This is a genomic window from Nocardia sp. 852002-51101_SCH5132738 (assembly GCF_001665695.1).
Lineage (GTDB): Bacteria > Actinomycetota > Actinomycetes > Mycobacteriales > Mycobacteriaceae > Nocardia > Nocardia nova.
Map to the genome: position 1 here is coordinate 155314 of NZ_LZML01000024.1, position 14889 is coordinate 170202.

The 14889-nt window shown below is 69.9% G+C and carries 14 protein-coding genes; 6 read left to right on the forward strand and 8 right to left on the reverse strand.

Features of this window, described 5'->3' with window-relative positions; genetic code table 11:
• Window position 1: 1 nt before the first annotated feature.
• On the reverse strand, window positions 2-2146 hold the full coding sequence (tkt, locus tag A5789_RS03820; RefSeq protein WP_063013306.1) for a transketolase: 2145 nt from the start codon (window positions 2144-2146) through the stop codon (window positions 2-4).
• Window positions 2147-2584: 438 nt separating this feature from the next.
• Between tkt and A5789_RS03825 the strand changes: the two genes are divergently transcribed.
• Window positions 2585-3571, forward strand: a complete 987-nt coding sequence (locus A5789_RS03825) for a heme o synthase (protein ID WP_030518428.1) — start codon at window positions 2585-2587, stop codon at window positions 3569-3571.
• A 170-nt stretch (window positions 3572-3741) separates the two neighbouring features.
• On the opposite strand, the gene A5789_RS03830 is transcribed toward A5789_RS03825, so the two are convergent.
• Complete coding sequence (locus tag A5789_RS03830; protein WP_064902649.1) at window positions 3742-4896, reverse strand: hypothetical protein; 1155 nt, start codon at window positions 4894-4896, stop codon at window positions 3742-3744.
• 284 nt (window positions 4897-5180) lie between these two features.
• Between A5789_RS03830 and A5789_RS03835 the strand changes: the two genes are divergently transcribed.
• Complete coding sequence (locus A5789_RS03835) at window positions 5181-5765, forward strand: TetR/AcrR family transcriptional regulator (protein ID WP_146098661.1); 585 nt, start codon at window positions 5181-5183, stop codon at window positions 5763-5765.
• A 4-nt stretch (window positions 5766-5769) separates the two neighbouring features.
• Here the strand turns inward: A5789_RS03835 and A5789_RS03840 are convergent, their stop codons facing one another.
• Entirely contained in the window at window positions 5770-6735 is a 966-nt protein-coding gene (locus tag A5789_RS03840) for a quinone oxidoreductase (protein WP_064902648.1), read from the reverse strand.
• 82 nt (window positions 6736-6817) lie between these two features.
• Here A5789_RS03840 and A5789_RS03845 point away from each other — a divergent pair, with 82 nt between their 5' ends.
• From A5789_RS03845 to A5789_RS03855, 3 genes are read left to right on the forward strand one after another with little or no spacing between them, the layout of a single operon-like run.
• The gene (locus A5789_RS03845; protein ID WP_064902647.1) at window positions 6818-7168 is read left to right on the forward strand and encodes a hypothetical protein; all 351 of its coding nucleotides are present in this window, start codon (window positions 6818-6820) and stop codon (window positions 7166-7168) included.
• Window position 7169: 1 nt separating this feature from the next.
• The gene (locus tag A5789_RS03850; protein ID WP_064902646.1) at window positions 7170-7949 is read left to right on the forward strand and encodes a transporter substrate-binding domain-containing protein; all 780 of its coding nucleotides are present in this window, start codon (window positions 7170-7172) and stop codon (window positions 7947-7949) included.
• A gap of 25 nt (window positions 7950-7974) precedes the next feature.
• Window positions 7975-8847, forward strand: a complete 873-nt coding sequence (locus A5789_RS03855) for an SAM-dependent methyltransferase (RefSeq protein ID WP_064902645.1) — start codon at window positions 7975-7977, stop codon at window positions 8845-8847.
• Between the two features lie 6 nt (window positions 8848-8853).
• Here A5789_RS03855 and A5789_RS03860 read toward each other — a convergent pair whose 3' ends face one another.
• On the reverse strand, window positions 8854-9072 hold the full coding sequence (locus A5789_RS03860; RefSeq protein ID WP_030518435.1) for a zinc ribbon domain-containing protein: 219 nt from the start codon (window positions 9070-9072) through the stop codon (window positions 8854-8856).
• 209 nt (window positions 9073-9281) lie between these two features.
• Here A5789_RS03860 and A5789_RS03865 point away from each other — a divergent pair, with 209 nt between their 5' ends.
• Window positions 9282-10334: an ecdysteroid 22-kinase family protein gene (locus tag A5789_RS03865; protein WP_227462761.1), complete on the forward strand. Its 1053-nt coding sequence runs from the start codon at window positions 9282-9284 to the stop codon at window positions 10332-10334.
• 66 nt (window positions 10335-10400) lie between these two features.
• On the opposite strand, the gene A5789_RS03870 is transcribed toward A5789_RS03865, so the two are convergent.
• The 4 genes from A5789_RS03870 to mptB form a co-directional block, all read right to left on the reverse strand.
• Complete coding sequence (locus A5789_RS03870) at window positions 10401-11375, reverse strand: heme A synthase (protein ID WP_064902643.1); 975 nt, start codon at window positions 11373-11375, stop codon at window positions 10401-10403.
• A gap of 89 nt (window positions 11376-11464) precedes the next feature.
• The gene (locus A5789_RS03875; RefSeq protein WP_063013293.1) at window positions 11465-12253 is read right to left on the reverse strand and encodes an ABC transporter permease; all 789 of its coding nucleotides are present in this window, start codon (window positions 12251-12253) and stop codon (window positions 11465-11467) included.
• On the reverse strand, window positions 12250-13182 hold the full coding sequence (locus A5789_RS03880; RefSeq protein ID WP_063013291.1) for an ABC transporter ATP-binding protein: 933 nt from the start codon (window positions 13180-13182) through the stop codon (window positions 12250-12252). Before A5789_RS03880 ends, A5789_RS03875 begins: the two co-directional genes overlap by 4 nt.
• Entirely contained in the window at window positions 13179-14876 is a 1698-nt protein-coding gene (mptB, locus tag A5789_RS03885) for a polyprenol phosphomannose-dependent alpha 1,6 mannosyltransferase MptB (protein WP_063013336.1), read from the reverse strand. The genes A5789_RS03880 and mptB overlap by 4 nt, the downstream gene beginning before the upstream one ends.
• Window positions 14877-14889: the final 13 nt, after the last annotated feature.

The following is a 14889-nucleotide window of genomic DNA, read 5'->3' on the forward strand; positions in this document are numbered from 1 at the left end:
GTTATCCCTTCACCTTGTCGAGTGAGCGCTTCGCGGCATCGACGACGGCTTCGGCGGTGATGCCGAATTCGCGGAACAGGGTCTTGAAGTCGGCCGAGGCACCGAAGTGCTCGATCGAGACGTTCTCACCGTCGCTGCCGGTGAAGCGGTGCCACGGCATCGCGATACCGGCCTCGACCGTGACGCGGGCGGTGATCTGCGGCGGCAGCACCTCGTCGCGGTAGGACTGTTCCTGCGCGTCGAACCATTCCACGCACGGCATGGACACCACGCGGGTGCCGATGCCCTGCTCCTCCAGCGTAGTGCGCGCGGCGACGGCGAGCTGAAGTTCGGAACCGGTGGCGATCAGGATCACCTGCGGTGTGCCGGTGGAGGATTCGGCCAGGATGTAGCCGCCGCGGGAGACGCCCTCGTAGCTGGTGCCCTCCAGGGTGGGCACGTCCTGGCGGGTCAGCGCCAGCGCCGACGGGCCGTCGGTGTGCGGGTGGTCGGCCGGCACGAAATGCGAATGCTGCTCGGCGCTTTCGAGCTCCAGGATGGTGCGCCACGCGTACACGGTCTCGTTGGCGTCGCCGGGGCGGACCACGTTCAGGCCCGGGATGGCGCGCAGCGCGGCGAGGTGCTCGATCGGCTGGTGGGTCGGGCCGTCCTCACCCAGGCCGATGGAGTCGTGGGTCCAGACGTAGATGGCCGGCACACGCATGAGCGCGGCCAGCCGGACCGCCGGGCGCATGTAGTCGGAGAACACCAGGAAGGTGCCGCCGTAGGGCCGGGTCGGGCCGTGCAGGGCGATGCCGTTGAGAATCGAACCCATCGCGTGCTCGCGCACACCGAAGTGCAGGGTGCGGCCGTAGGGCTCGGCCTTCCACATACCCGTGGAGATCGACGCCGGGCCGAAGCTCGGCACGCCCGGCATGGTGGTGTTGTTCGATTCGGCCAGGTCGGCCGAACCGCCCCACAGCTCCGGGAGCACCGGGGCCAGCGCGGCCAGGACCTTGCCCGAGGCCTTACGGGTGGCCATGCCCTTGGCGTCGGGCTCGAACGAGGGGAGCCCCTCGGTCCAGCCCTTCGGCAGCCGGCGCTCGCGCAGCCGGTCGAACAGCTCCTTGTTCTCCGGGTTGGCCTGCGCCCACGCGTCGAACTGCTCCTGCCAGGCGGCGCGGGCCGACTTGGCGCGTTCGGCGGCGTTGCCGCGGGTGTGGGCGATGACCTCGTCGTCGACGACGAAGCTCTGGCCCGGATCGAAGCCCAGGATCTCCTTGGTGGCGGCGACCTCGTCGGCGCCCAGCGCGGCGCCGTGCGCGGCGCCGGTGTTCATCTTGTTCGGCGCGGGATAGCCGATGATCGTGCGCAGCAGGATGAACGACGGCTTGTCGGTGACGGCCTTGGCGGCCTCGATCGCCTCCAGGATGCCGGTGACGTTCTCACCGCCCTCGACGACCTGCACGTGCCAGCCGTAGGCGCGGTAGCGCTCGGCGGTGTCCTCGGTCAGCGCGATGGACGTGTCGTCCTCGATGGAGATCCGGTTGTCGTCGTAGAAGACGATCAGATTGCCCAGCTGCTGCGTGCCGGCCAGCGAGGAGGCCTCCGAGGTGACGCCCTCTTCGATATCGCCGTCGGAGGCGATGACGTAGACGAAGTGGTCGAACGGGCTGGCGCCGGTCGCGGCGGACGGGTCGTAGAGACCGCGCTCGCGCCGGGCCGCCATCGCCATGCCGACCGCCGAGGCCAAGCCCTGGCCGAGCGGGCCGGTGGTGATCTCCACGCCCCTGGTGTGGCGGAACTCCGGGTGGCCCGGGGTCAGCGAACCCCACTTGCGCAGGTGCCTCAGGTCGTCGAGCTCCAGGCCCAGTCCCGACAGGTACAGCTGGATGTACTGGGTCAGGCTGGAATGCCCGCACGACAGGATGAACCGGTCGCGGCCCGTCCAGTCCGGATCGCTCGGGTCGTAGCGCAGGACCCGCTGGTAGAGGGTGTAGGCCAGCGGCGCCAGGCTCATCGCGGTGCCGGGGTGGCCGTTGCCGGCGGCCTGCACCGCGTCGGCGGCCAGGACACGGACGGTGTCGACGGCTCTGGTGTCCAGTTCGGTCCAGTCGGCCGGATGTGCGGGCTGGGTGAGGGCGCGGATGTCGTCTGTGACTGACACGACCGAGGTTCTCCTGACCTTCTCGTGTGTGTACAACGGCTGCTTGCGGGCTGTACCCACCACCCTAGAGGTCGCCTGATCGCCGCGAGTGGGGAACCCTTCGCCCGCACCCCGTGCGGGTGCGCGGGATTACGGTGAATGATGACAGCCGCCGAGGTGCCGAGCCGAAGCTGTTCCGCACAGCGGCCGACGGCGGATATGTGACGTGGCACTCGCGTCGGGACCGGCCGGGGCCGATCGCCTGCGGCACGGGCGCTTTCGCGGCGGGTGGGTGCCGGAGTACAACACGCGGGGGTCTACCATCGTCTGTAGTAGAGGCTGCGCCGCCCGCGCCGCGCTCTGCGGTGACAGCGGAAACGGCTGCGCGCGGGAGGCCCGCCACGCCGCCGAAACCGTTGCTTCCCTACCGGATCGATGCACCACCTGCGAGGAGAGACAGTGCGGATTGGGCAACAGCCGGGTGATGCGCATGGCTCCTCCGCGACGGCGCTCGCCGACCGTGTCCAGGGCAGCGGCCCGCTGTCGAAGCTGACCCGCCGGGTACTCGCCTACATCGCGCTGACGAAACCGCGGGTCATCGAACTGCTGCTGGTGGCCACCATCCCGACGATGCTGCTGGCCGACCGTGGCCATGTCGACATCCGGCTGATCGTGGCCACCCTGTTCGGCGGCTGGATGGGTGCGGCCAGTGCCAACACCCTCAACTGTGTCGCCGACGCCGATATCGACAAGGTCATGAAGCGCACGTCGAAGCGTCCGCTGGCGCGCGAGGCGGTGCCGACCCGCAACGCGTTCGTCTTCGGTGTCGCTCTCGGTGCCGGCTCGTTCGCGTGGTTGTGGTGGCAGGCGAATCTGCTCTCGGGCCTGCTCGTGGTCGCGACGATCCTGTTCTACGTCTTCGTCTACACCCTCGGCCTCAAACGCCGGACCTCGCAGAACGTGGTGTGGGGCGGCGCGGCGGGCTGTATGCCCGCACTGGTCGGCTGGTCGGCGGTCACCGGAACCATCGGCTGGCCCGCGGTCGCGCTGTTCGCGGTCATCTTCTTCTGGACGCCGCCGCACACCTGGGCGCTGGCCATGCGCTACAAGGACGACTACCGCGCGGCCGGCGTGCCGATGCTGCCGGTGGTGGCGACCGAACGCGCGGTGACCAAGCAAATCGTCATCTACACCTGGCTGACGGTGCTCGCCACCCTGGCGCTGATTCCGGCGACAGGTGTCGTGTACGCGGCGGTCGCCATCGTCGCCGGTGCCTGGTTCCTGCTGATGGCGCATCAGCTGTACTCCGGCGTGCGCCGGGGGGCGTCGGTCAAGCCGCTGCGGCTGTTCCTGCAGTCCAACAACTACCTCGCCGTGGTGTTCTGCGGTCTGGCCGTGGACTCGGTGCTCGGCTGGCACACCATCGGCTCGACGCTGTTCGGCTGAGATCGCTGCGGGCCCGGCCCTGGGCCCGCAATCCGCCACATCGAATAGACGCGCGCCTCACCGGTAATCCGATCCGGTAGGCGGTCCCGATGCGCCGCGCTTCCGGGGTGGGGAGTCGAGCTGTCGGGCCACCTACGCCCGTAGTGTCCGGCGGCCCGTAGGTTCGCGACTCAGGGGCAGCCGGGCTGGAACGGGTAGCACGCGTGCCCGGGCGTCGAGGGCGGCACGGTGCGCTCCGGCGCCGGGGTGTAATGCGAGGTGGTCGTCGTGGTGGTGCGACCGGAAGCTGGAGCGTGGCTGGGGCCGGACCCGGACCCGCCGCCCGCGGTACACATGGCCGCCAACGCCAGCACGACGACCAGAACGCCCAGCAGAACCAGTGGCACCAGGCTGCGGTTGCGGTTGCGCCGAGGCGGAGCCGCGGGCGGGCGCGGATCGAAGGGCACCGAATAGGGTTGCTGGTTCTGCCCGTAGGCCGGCGCCGGCCCTGCAGGAACCGGACCGGCCGCGGCCACGGGCTGGGGGACCGGACCAGGCGCGGGCTGCGGCGCCGGATTCGGGCGAGCCATCGATACCGGCGCACCACCCGGCGACATCGGGGCAGCGGCGGCGACCGGGACACCGGCCGGACCCCGCCCGGGAATCGGCGCCCCCGCCGGCGGTGTGGGGCCACGGGACGGGACGGGGTTCGGCGGCGGGGGAGTGCGGTCCAGCCGCGCGGGAAAGCCCTCCGCGGTGAGATCGGAATGGGTTGCGGCCGCGGCGAATCCGATCGCGGCCAATGCCTGGCCGACCTGCGTCGCATCCCAGGTGTCGGGTGCGTCCGCGGTGATCCGGCTGAAGTAGTTGCGCAACGCCGCGGGCCCGTCGCCGAGGACGACATCGATCCCGTCCGGGAGATCACCCTTGTCCAATGCGACCCGGCTGCTCAACTGCGGCATGACCAGCACCATGCCGGTCACCCCGACCCGCTCCCGGCCGGGCGCACCGCGCAGCAGCTCGGCCATCTCACCGGTGCGGGCGCGGATCTCGGTCATCGGTTCGGTGCCGGCCTCGGTTCCGGCCAGCGGCGCGATGCGGTCGTCGATGGTCCAGGGCCGGTAACCGGAGACGGTGAGCGTGCCGCTCGCCCGTTCGGTGAAGTCCTTGATCACGATGACCACGCAGGTCTTCGGCGTCCAGACGATCGCATCGGCGCCACCGGCCGCGACCACCGCGATACCGGGTAACGCGTGCGCGCCGGTCCAGGTCTTCAGCCAGTTCGCCACCGTCCGTTCGGAATTGGACAGCCGCGACGGGTCGTCGTTGCGAACCTTCACCAACATCTGGATCAACCCCTGACCGATGCCTGTTCTGCCGGCCGCCCCGAGCGACCGCCCGACCACCGTACGACGGTACGGCGAAGCGGGCGAATCGGCTTGGGCGGCAGCACAGATCATCCACCATCGGCGTGGCCGGGTCGTCGGCGGGTCACCCCTGCCGATGCCATGCCAGATATCCGTCCGGCCGCACCTGTACCTGCGTGCCCGCGGCGGCCGCGTACTCGGTGAAGGCGTGGCCGTCGACGGCGATGAGCTGACCGGGGCCGGGCCGGTCGCGAGGATCGAATATGCCCGCACCCCGGGGGGCTTCCGTGGCCGAGGCCGGCGCACCGAAGGTCAGGCGGGTCGCGTGCGGGCCCCGGTACCAAGATTACCGACATCACCGCGGCGGCCGGACGGTCGGCGGGATCGTTCTACAACCACTTCGAGGGAAAGAACAGCTACTCCGGGCGCTGCTGGAAGACTTTGCGGCCGAAGGGGATACGTCGGCCGAGGCGAGTGCGCACGATCCGGATTTCACCAAGCCGGCGGCCGTCGAATTCCATATCGAGCAGTACTGGACCTTCGCTCGCCGCAATTGGCCGGTACTGCGGGCGGTGACGCAGGCGGCGCTGGTCGACGAGGAGCTCGCGCGGCTGGCCAACCGGTTCACGGCCGGTCAACTCGAGGAGGTCGTCGACCACGTCGACGGTTTCGGCGCGGCCGGACTCCGCCTGCCGAGCACCCCGGACGTCAGCGTGGCGATGATGTTCCTCCTGATCCGCGCACTGCTGGAGGCGGTCGAGGAGGGCGTGGTCGCCGTCGACGACGAGCAGGCGGTAGCTGGGCTGACCCGATTCGTCTACCGGGGGCTCACCGGCCGCGACTACTGACCGCTCAGGGCACCAGCACGATCGACCCGGTGGTCTTGCGGGCCTGCAGATCTCGATGTGCCTGCGCGGCCTCGGCAAGGGGATATTGCGCGCCGATCCGCACCCGCAGCGTCCCGTCGGCGACGGCGTCGAGGACATCGCCTGCGCGCCAAGTCAATTCGGCGCGATCGCGGGTGTAGTGGGCCAGTGTCGGGCGGGTGACGAACAGCGAGCCGGCCGGATTGAGCCGCTGCAGATCGAACGGCGGCACCTGACCGCTGGCGGCGCCGAACAGCGCCAGCATGCCGCGGATGCGCAGGGCCGCCAGGCTCGCCTCGAACGTCGCCGCGCCCACCCCGTCGTAGACCGCGGCCACCCCGACCCCGTCGGTGAGGTCGCGTACGCGCTGGGCGAGATCGTCGCCGTAGCGCAGCACATGTGCGGCGCCGGCCTCGCGGGACAACTCTTCCTTCGCGTCGGTGGACACCGTGGTGATCACCCGGATATCGCGGGCGGCGGCCAGCTGGGTCAGCAGGAGCCCGACGCCGCCGGCGCCGGCGTGGACCAGAATCGTCTCGCCCGGCTGCGGCGTGTAGACCGATTCGATCAGGTAGTGCGCGGTCATGCCCTGCAACAGCGCCGAGGCCGCCACCGCCGGCGGCACCCCGTCCGGCACGGCCACCGCCACCGCCGCATTGACCGCGACCTTCTCCGCATAACTTCCGGGGGCGGCGGCCCACGCGACCCGATCGCCGACGGTGAATTCGGTCACCTCGGAACCGACTTCGGCGACCACACCCGTGCCCTCGGAACCCGGGATGTAGGGCACCTCCTGCGGATAGGTGCCGGTGCGGATATAGGTGTCGATGAAATTGACACCGGCCGCCTCGGTATCGACGAGCAGCTGATTCGGCCCGATGACCGGATCGTCGACCTCGGTCGCGACGAGAGCTTCGGGACCGCCGTGTTCGCTGACCTGAATGGCGCGCATGGCTTTCAGTTCTACACCCCCTCGCGCCACGAACACCGGTAGGGCGGTTGGGCCGTCCCTACCGGACGGTAAACTCCACGCCATGAGCGAAACCGCCACCGCGGCCCCGGTCACGCCGTCGTCCGCCGTCATCGAGTCGGTCAAGAAGTTCGTCGCCGCCCACGGTGGTTCGGGTACGGCCGTACTGCAGCCGATCGGGCGCATCGGGGTCCGCATCACCCTCGTCGGCGCCGACGGTGTGCTCGGCGATCGAGTCGTCGCGGATCTGGCCACCGCCAAGGCGGTCGTCGATGCCGTCGACGGCCTCGCCGAAACCGAGCACTGGGATCGCGATCTGAGTTCGGTCGCCACCCCGGCGAAGGGACACTGGGCGCGGATGGCCGGCTGGGTCGCCCACCAGGCCCGGTTCCCGAAGGCGCGCAACGAGAACTGAGATGGCTCTGCGGCATCGGCTGATCGCCGCCGCGACGGCCGGTGCGGCCGCGGTCCTGACGATGATCGCCCCGGCGCGCGCCGAGGATCCCGCGGCCCTGCGGGTGTGCACCACCGGTGACTACCCGCCCTATTCGGTGACCGACGGCCACGGCGGCTACCGGGGCATCGACGTCGACCTGGTCCGCGATATGGCGCAGCTGCTGGGGCGCCCGCTGCGATTCGTGCCGACCACTTGGGCGTCGATGGGCAGCGATTTCTCGGCGCACGCCTGCGATCTCGCGGTCGGCGGAATATCCGACGCCGCGGCCCGGCGCGCCTACGCCGACTTCTCGCTGAGCTACGGCACCGACGGCAAGACCCCGATCGTGCGTGCCGCCGACGCCGGCAAGTACGCGACGATCGAGCAGATCGATCAGCCCCAGGTGCGGGTGATCGTCAACCGCGGCGGCACCAACGAACAGTTCGCCCGCGCCCATTTCCCGCATGCGCAGCTGACGGTATGGCCCGACAACGTCACCATTTTCGATCAGATCACCGCCGGTCGCGCGGACGTCTTCGTCACCGATTCGGTGGAGGGCCGCTACCACGTGCGGCAGCATCCCGACCTGCGGGTCCTGCATCCGGAGACACCGTTCGACTCCTTCGGCAAGGTGTTCCTGCTGCCGAAGAACGATATGCCGACCGCGCTGATGGTAAACGCCTGGCTGGCGAGTCAGCTGGCCACCGGGGGAGTCGACCGGCGTGTCGCGGAATGGATCGGGCCGCACGCCACCGCCTGAGCGACGCCCGACCATAATCGACGGTGTGACGGATAAAGCGGCGAGCCGGACCGCGGTGCTGGTCTGTCAGGGCCGGGCAGTGGCCGACGGGCGACTGGCGGTCGGGCGATTCTCGGATCCCATTGCGGCGCAATTACTTCACGACGACGAACTGGCGGCGGTGCGGCGCGCCCGAGCCGAGCATCCCCCCGGCGGCTGGCGGGAGCGGCTCGAATACGAGATGCTCACCGCCACGGCCGCCGTCCTCGCGACCCGCACCGTCGTCATCGACAAGGCGATCCGCGAGGCGTCCGCCGCGCAGTTGGTGCTTCTCGGCGCCGGACTCGACGGGCGGGCCTGGCGGACGGATCACCCCGCGGCCGACGTATTCGAGGTGGATCATCCTGCCTCGCAACGGGATAAGCGCGAACGGGTGGGCACACTGGTGCCGGTCGCGAAGTCGCTGACCTATGTGCCGGTGCAATTCGGCCGCGACGACCTGGGGGCGCGACTGACCGAGGCGGGCCATCGCGCGGAGGCGACGACCACGTGGGTGTGGGAGGGGGTCCTGCCGTATCTGACGCAGCCGCAGGTCGAATCGACGCTGGCGGTCGTCGCCGCCCGCAGCGCGCCCGGCAGCCGGCTGATCGCGACCTATCCCACCCCGAACCGCCTCGCCGGACTGGGCCGGGCCGGTATGCGCCTGTTCAGCAAGCTGTCCGGTGGCCAGGATCCGCTCGCGGACGAACCGCACGTATCGGCGTGGTCGCCGGCGGATATGGCCGCGCTGACAACGCGTTACGGGCTCACCGTCACCGCCGATGTGGAGTTGATCGAGGCGGCGCGCCGGCTCGGCGTACCGGCCCGCCAGTCCCGTGCCTACGGATTGGGGCGGGCGCTGATCGCCGACCGCGCCTGACCGCGATCAGCCGCAGCAGCCGCCCCCGCAGCAACCGCCGCCGGTCGGCGCGGGCGGTGCGGCGGCCGACCCCGCGGCCTTACCGGTCAAGGCGACCGTGGTGAGCAGTTTGACGGTGTCGCTGTGGCCACCCGGGCAGAGAGCCGGGTCGCCGGATTCGCTCATCGGCCGGGTCAGTTCGAACGATTCCGTACATTCCCGGCAGCGGTAGGCGTAGGTCGGCATGAGGAAATTATGTCGCGTCCGCGGCGGACCGGATCGCCAGGGTCCGGCCAGCTTCGCTCGAAATCCGGCCGTGATCGTCGGTGAGCGCCCGGCCTGGGTGGGTCATGACCGCATCATCTGCCTCCCTCATTCCGGTATCCGAGCCGCCCGGCCGTGTTACTGTCCTGGACACATGTCCGGCATCGTGTCCGGGTGAAGGGAGTCCGCGGATGACGGCAATGGCGGAGGTCGTGGTGGACGCCGAGCGGATCACCCCACAGTGGTTGAGCCGGGCGCTGTCGACGCCGGTGCGCGCGGTCACCGCGACGCCGGTGGGCACCGGGCAGATGGGTTCGGTGTTCCGGCTCGAGATCGACGGCGAATCGGCGCCCCCGCGGTTGATGGCGAAACTGCCCGCCGCCGACCCGGCCGCGCGTGCCATGGTCGCGGGCGCTTATCGGCAGGAGATCCGCTTCTACCGCGAGATCGCACCCACCGTCTCGGTGCGGGTGCCCACCTGCCATTTCGCCGAATTCGCCGGTGACGGAGCGGAATTCACCCTGCTGCTCGACGATCTCGCGCCGGCGCGCCAGGGCGATCAGATCGCGGGATGCACGGTGGCGCAGGCGAACGCGGCGGTCCGGAATCTGGCGGGACTGCACGGTCCCCGCTGGTGCGATCCCGGCTTGTCCGCGATCGAAGGGCTGAACTTCAACGGTGCGGCCGAGGCGCAGGCCCTGTCGGAGTTGTACGGTCCGGCGACGGAGATCTTCCTCGAGCGCCTGGGAGAGCGGCTGTCCCCGGCCGACCGCGACACCTTGCGCGCCTGTGTTCCCGGCATCGCCGACTGGCTGCTGGCGGCGCCCGATCGTTTTGCGCCGGTCCACGGCGACTACCGCTTGGACAATCTGATGTTCTCCGAGGACAGTGGCGAGGTCGAGGTGTGGGCGCTGGACTGGCAGACGCTCGGTCTCGGATTGCCGGCGCGTGATCTGTCGTATTTCGTCGCCACCGGTCTCGAACCGGACCTCCGGCGGGCGCACGAGGACTCCATCATCGAAACCTATTGGCGCGCACTGTGTTCCTACGGCGTCGGCGATTACACACTGGATCAGTGCCGGCGCGACTACGGTTTCGCCCTGGTGCAGGGGCCGCTGGTCGCGGTGTTCGGCGCTGCCTACGGCACGGTCACGCCGCGCGGGGACGAGATGTTCGCCGCGATGGTGCGGCGCAGTTGTGCCGCGATCCGCGATTGGGACGCACTCGATCGGACACCGGCGTAGTGCACTTGCTCAGCGGAGGCAGGAGTTCGCGCGGCCGGGCGTGACGACGGCAGCGCGCGCCCCGGTTCAGGCGGCGCGGGCGGCTGCTTCGGGGGCAGGCGCGGTGACCTGTTCGCGGGTGCGCATCGAGGCCCACAACGCGGCCGTCGCGACGATGCACGCGGTGGCGCCGCCGACGTGCACGACCACCAGCGCCGCGGGAACGTGTGTGAAGTACTGGACGATGCCGACGAGCGCCTGGGCGCAGACCGTGGCGATCACCACGATCAGACGCATCCGGATCGCGCGGGTCATCCCCACCGCGGCCAGTCCGAAGCCGAGGCCGACGAGCAGCGCCAGATACGCCACGAGCAGTTCGGCGTGGGCGTGCACCAGGGTGACGATCTCGATCTGCAGGCGCGCCACCGGCCGTTCGGTGCTCTTGTCCCCGGCGTGCGGTCCGGCGCCGGTGACCAGGGTGCCGGCGATGAGTGTGCCGGTCATCGCGACCGCGCTCAGTGCGGTCAGCCAGCGCAGGGGTGCCGGGACCTGCACGACGTCGACCCCGTCGTCGGGTTCGCCGACCTTGGCGAACAGCAGCGTCGCCAGCCACACCATCAGCATCGAGGCCAGCAGGTGGACCGACACCGTCCACCACAGCAATCCGCTGCGCACGGTGATTCCGCCGATCACGGCCTGCAGCACGGTGCCGCCGGGCATCAGCCAGGCATAGACGACGACCTCGCGCCGCCGCCGGGCGCGTACCACGGCGAGCACGATCAGCGCCGCGCACAGTGTCACCGCGAAGGTGAGCATGCGATTGGAGAATTCGACCGCCTGGTGGAGCGCCGGAACTTCGGCGTGGGCGGTGGGGGTGAAACTGCCGGGGAAGCACTGCGGCCAGGTCGGGCAGCCCAGGCCAGAGGAGGTGACACGCACGATCGCGCCCGTCACGGAGATGCCCGCCTGGGACAGGATCACCGCCAACGCGAAGATGCGCTGCACCCGCAGGGAGGGCAGCGGCAGAAAGTCGACCAGTCGCACAAACGCGCGTGACAGCACGAAACGATGGTAGACGCAGCCGGAGCCGCGCCCGCACCGGGGCTACTACGTTGTGTCGTTGCCGTCACACCCGGGTCGGGTCCGGTGATTCAGTCGAAGCGGAACCAGCGCGTCGCGAGCCAGCCCGTCACCGCGCCCCACACCACGAGCACCGCGATGCCGTACCAGTCCACGCTGGTGTGCAACGCCTGGTCCAGTGCCTCGGCCAGCGCTCCGGACGGGATCAGTCGCGCGATCAGCGTCACCGCGTGCGGGAGGTTGTCGGAAGCGAAGACCAGGCTCGCCACTCCCAGCATCACGAACCACAGGATGTTGGCGAGCGCGAGCACGATCTCGGCCTTGAGGGTGCCGCCCAGCAGCAGTCCCATCGCGACGAAGGCGGCGGTGCCCAGCATGATGACGAACGCGCCCAGCAGCAGGCCGCCGATCGAGGGCCGCCAGCCCAGTGCGACGCCGATCAGGCCGAGCAGAACCGATTGCAGGACCACCACGATCAGCACCGCCGCGCATTTGCCGCCGACGATGCCCCAGCGCGGTAATGCCGTGGCGCCCAAGCGTTTCAGCGCACCGTAGCGGCGGTCGAAGCCGACCGCGATGGCCTGGCCGGTGAACGCGGTGGACATGATGGCCACCATCATCACCGCCGGCACGATCCGGTCGACCTTGTGGTGTTCGCCGAGGCTCGAGCCCAGCGGCAGCAGAGTCAGCCCGATCAGCAGCGTGATCGGGATGAACATGGTGAGCAGGAGCTGTTCGCCGTTGCGCAGCAACAGGATCAGTTCCATGCGGGTCTGCGCGGTCAGCATCGCCAGGCGCGGGGCCGGCCGCGGTGCGGGGCTGAAGGTGCCGGGGGTGAAACGAGGGGCGGTCCGGGTCATCCGCGCAGCTCCCGTCCGGTCAGTTCGAGGAACACATCCTCCAGGCGGCGCTGGTCGATGCGAATGTCGGTGGGCAGCACGTCGATTCGCGCGCACCAGGCGGTCACGGTGGCCAGCACCTGCGGGGTGATGTCGCCGCACAGCAGATAGGAGCCGGGCGCGGTCTCGCTGGGCGCGAAACCTTCCGGCAGTGCGCTCTCCAGCAGCGACAGGTCGAGTTTCGGCGGCGCGCTGAAACGTAGTTGGCCTTCCGCGCCGGCGGAGGTCACCTCGGCCGGGGTACCGGCGGCGACGATGCGGCCGTGATCGATGATCACCAGCCGGTCGGCCAGCTGTTCGGCCTCGTCCATCATGTGCGTGGTGAGCAGAATGCCGACGCCGTCGCGGCGCAGCGCATCGATCAGCTCCCACACCAGATGCCGGGCCTGCGCGTCCATTCCGGCCGTGGGCTCGTCGAGGAAGACCAGCTCGGGTCGCCCCACCAGCGCGCACGCGAGCGCGAGGCGCTGCTGCTGACCACCGGAGAGCCGCCGATACGGGGTGCGGCGAGCGTCGTGCAGGCCTAGGGTGTCGAGCAGCCATTGCGGATCGAGCGGATCGGCGGCGTAGGAGGCGACCAGATCGAGCATCTCGCCGGCCCGCGAACCCGGATAGGCCCCGCCGCCCTGCAGCATCACACCGATGCGCGGGCGCAGGCGATCCGAATCGGCGACCGGATCCAGCCCGAGCACTCGCACCGAACCGGCGTCGGGGGAGAGGAACCCCTCACACATTTCGACTGTAGTGGTCTTCCCGGCGCCGTTGGGCCCCAGCAGCGCCAGCACCTCCGCACGTCCGACCTCGAAAGCGATCCCGTCCACGGCGGTGGTGTCGCCGTAGCGTTTCACAACACCGTCGATACAGACAGCGGGTTCCGAGGCTGCGCTCACGATGAGACACCGTATGCCGGGCCCGGCTGTGACGGAGCAGACACCCCTGTCCGGTTACGCCAGGGCAGCAGGTTCCGGGTCACCGCGATGAATCCGAGCGCGACGATGACCACGGCGACCGCCGCCTCGATGATCTGGAAGACCCCGAAATCCGCGCCGCGCGGCATCAGGATCACGCTCACGACCGCGGAGAACACCACGGCGGGGACTCGGAACGCGGGAGTGGTCGCCCACGCCGCGAGCGGCATGATCGCCCACAGCAGATACCACGGCTGCACGACCGGGAACAGCAGCACTATCGCCGCGAGCGACACACCCATCGCGCCGACCGGCTGCAACCGCCCGGTCCACGTGGCGATGAGCATGCGCATGGTGATCAGCGCCGCCACGACCGCGGCGATCGGGCGGGTAATGCTCAGCAGCGCGGTGGTGTGGTCGCCCAGTCCCAGCAGCACGCCGCCGAATCCGGTGACGATGCCGACCGCGGTGGGTAGCGACATCCAGCTGCGCACGGTGCTGGCGGCATTGAGGGTGTGTGTCCAGCCGAAACCGAGCCCGGAGGTGTAACTGACGAACAACGTGGTGACCACGGTGATCGCGCCGAGGACCGCCGCGGCGGCCAGCAACGGCCGCCAGCCGCGCCCCCAGCGCCGGGCCAGGGCCATGCCGACGAATCCGAGCGCGATGATCGAGGGGATCTTCACCGCCGACGACAGCGTGATCACCACGGCGCCGAAGGTCAGCAGGAGCCAGCCGCGCTGGTCGAACCCGCCCAGCCCGGATGTGTGCTCGGTAGCCAGCGCGCGCAGGCAGAACTCCACCCCGGCCAGCATCAGGCCCAGCATCAAGGCTTCGTTGTGCACGCCGCCGACCAAATGGAACAGCACCAGCGGATTGGCCGCGCCCAGCCACAGCGCGCTGACCGGCGCGACTCCGCAGCGCCGCGACAGGCGCGGCAGCGCCCAGACGATCAGAGCCACCCCGGCCAATGCCAGCAACCGATGCGCCCATACGCCGACGATGATGTTGTCGCCGGTCACATGGGCGATCCCGCGACCCATCCAGACGAACAGCGGTCCGTACGGGGCGGGAGTGTCGCGCCAGATGTTGGGCACGTTGTAGGTCAGCACGTTGTGCAGGCCCAGGCCGGTGGCCGGGCCGACGGCGTACGGATCGAGGCCGCGGGCCGCGATCTCGCCCTGCGCCAGATACGAATAGACATCGTTGGAGAACAGCGGCGGCGCCACCGACAGCGGGATGATCCACAGCAGCAGCGTGCGATCCAGCTGCGAGCGGCTGAGCCGATGGACGGGGGAGCCGCCGAAACCGCCGACCGCGAAGCGGCCGAGCAGCAGCCACGCCATCACGACGAAGACCGTGCCGATCATGCACAGCGCCAGCGACGAGGTCTGCCAGCGTGCGAAGACGCCGATCACCCGGACACCGGAGACCGGATTCTGCAGTACCGGCTGGGCGGCGACGCCCAGCGCGCTGATCGCCATGAGCACCGAGCCGGTGGCGCCGAGCAGACGAATTCGTTTGAACTGCGCGGTTTCCCGGCTGTCCAGCCCCGGCGCGTCGGCTTCGACGGTGTGTAGTACCGCGATGGTGTGATCGGCGGGCGGGACGTCCAGGCCCAGGGCCCGGCGTCCGATCTCGATGCTCCTACGCCATGCGCCTTCCACAACCGCCACGGAGGTCAAGCGT

Coding starts and splice junctions, on each gene's coding strand:
- A5789_RS03860 (WP_030518435.1), bottom strand. CDS start 9,072: ATGCCGACCTACGCCTACCGCTGCCGGGAATGTACGGAATCGTTCGAA.
- A5789_RS03875 (WP_063013293.1), bottom strand. CDS start 12,253: ATGACCCGGACCGCCCCTCGTTTCACCCCCGGCACCTTCAGCCCCGCA.
- A5789_RS03840 (WP_064902648.1), bottom strand. CDS start 6,735: ATGCGCGCCATTCAGGTCAGCGAACACGGCGGTCCCGAAGCTCTCGTC.
- A5789_RS03850 (WP_064902646.1), top strand. CDS start 7,170: ATGGCTCTGCGGCATCGGCTGATCGCCGCCGCGACGGCCGGTGCGGCC.
- A5789_RS03835 (WP_146098661.1), top strand. CDS start 5,181: ATGCCCGCACCCCGGGGGGCTTCCGTGGCCGAGGCCGGCGCACCGAAG.
- A5789_RS03830 (WP_064902649.1), bottom strand. CDS start 4,896: ATGTTGGTGAAGGTTCGCAACGACGACCCGTCGCGGCTGTCCAATTCC.
- A5789_RS03845 (WP_064902647.1), top strand. CDS start 6,818: ATGAGCGAAACCGCCACCGCGGCCCCGGTCACGCCGTCGTCCGCCGTC.
- A5789_RS03865 (WP_227462761.1), top strand. CDS start 9,282: ATGACGGCAATGGCGGAGGTCGTGGTGGACGCCGAGCGGATCACCCCA.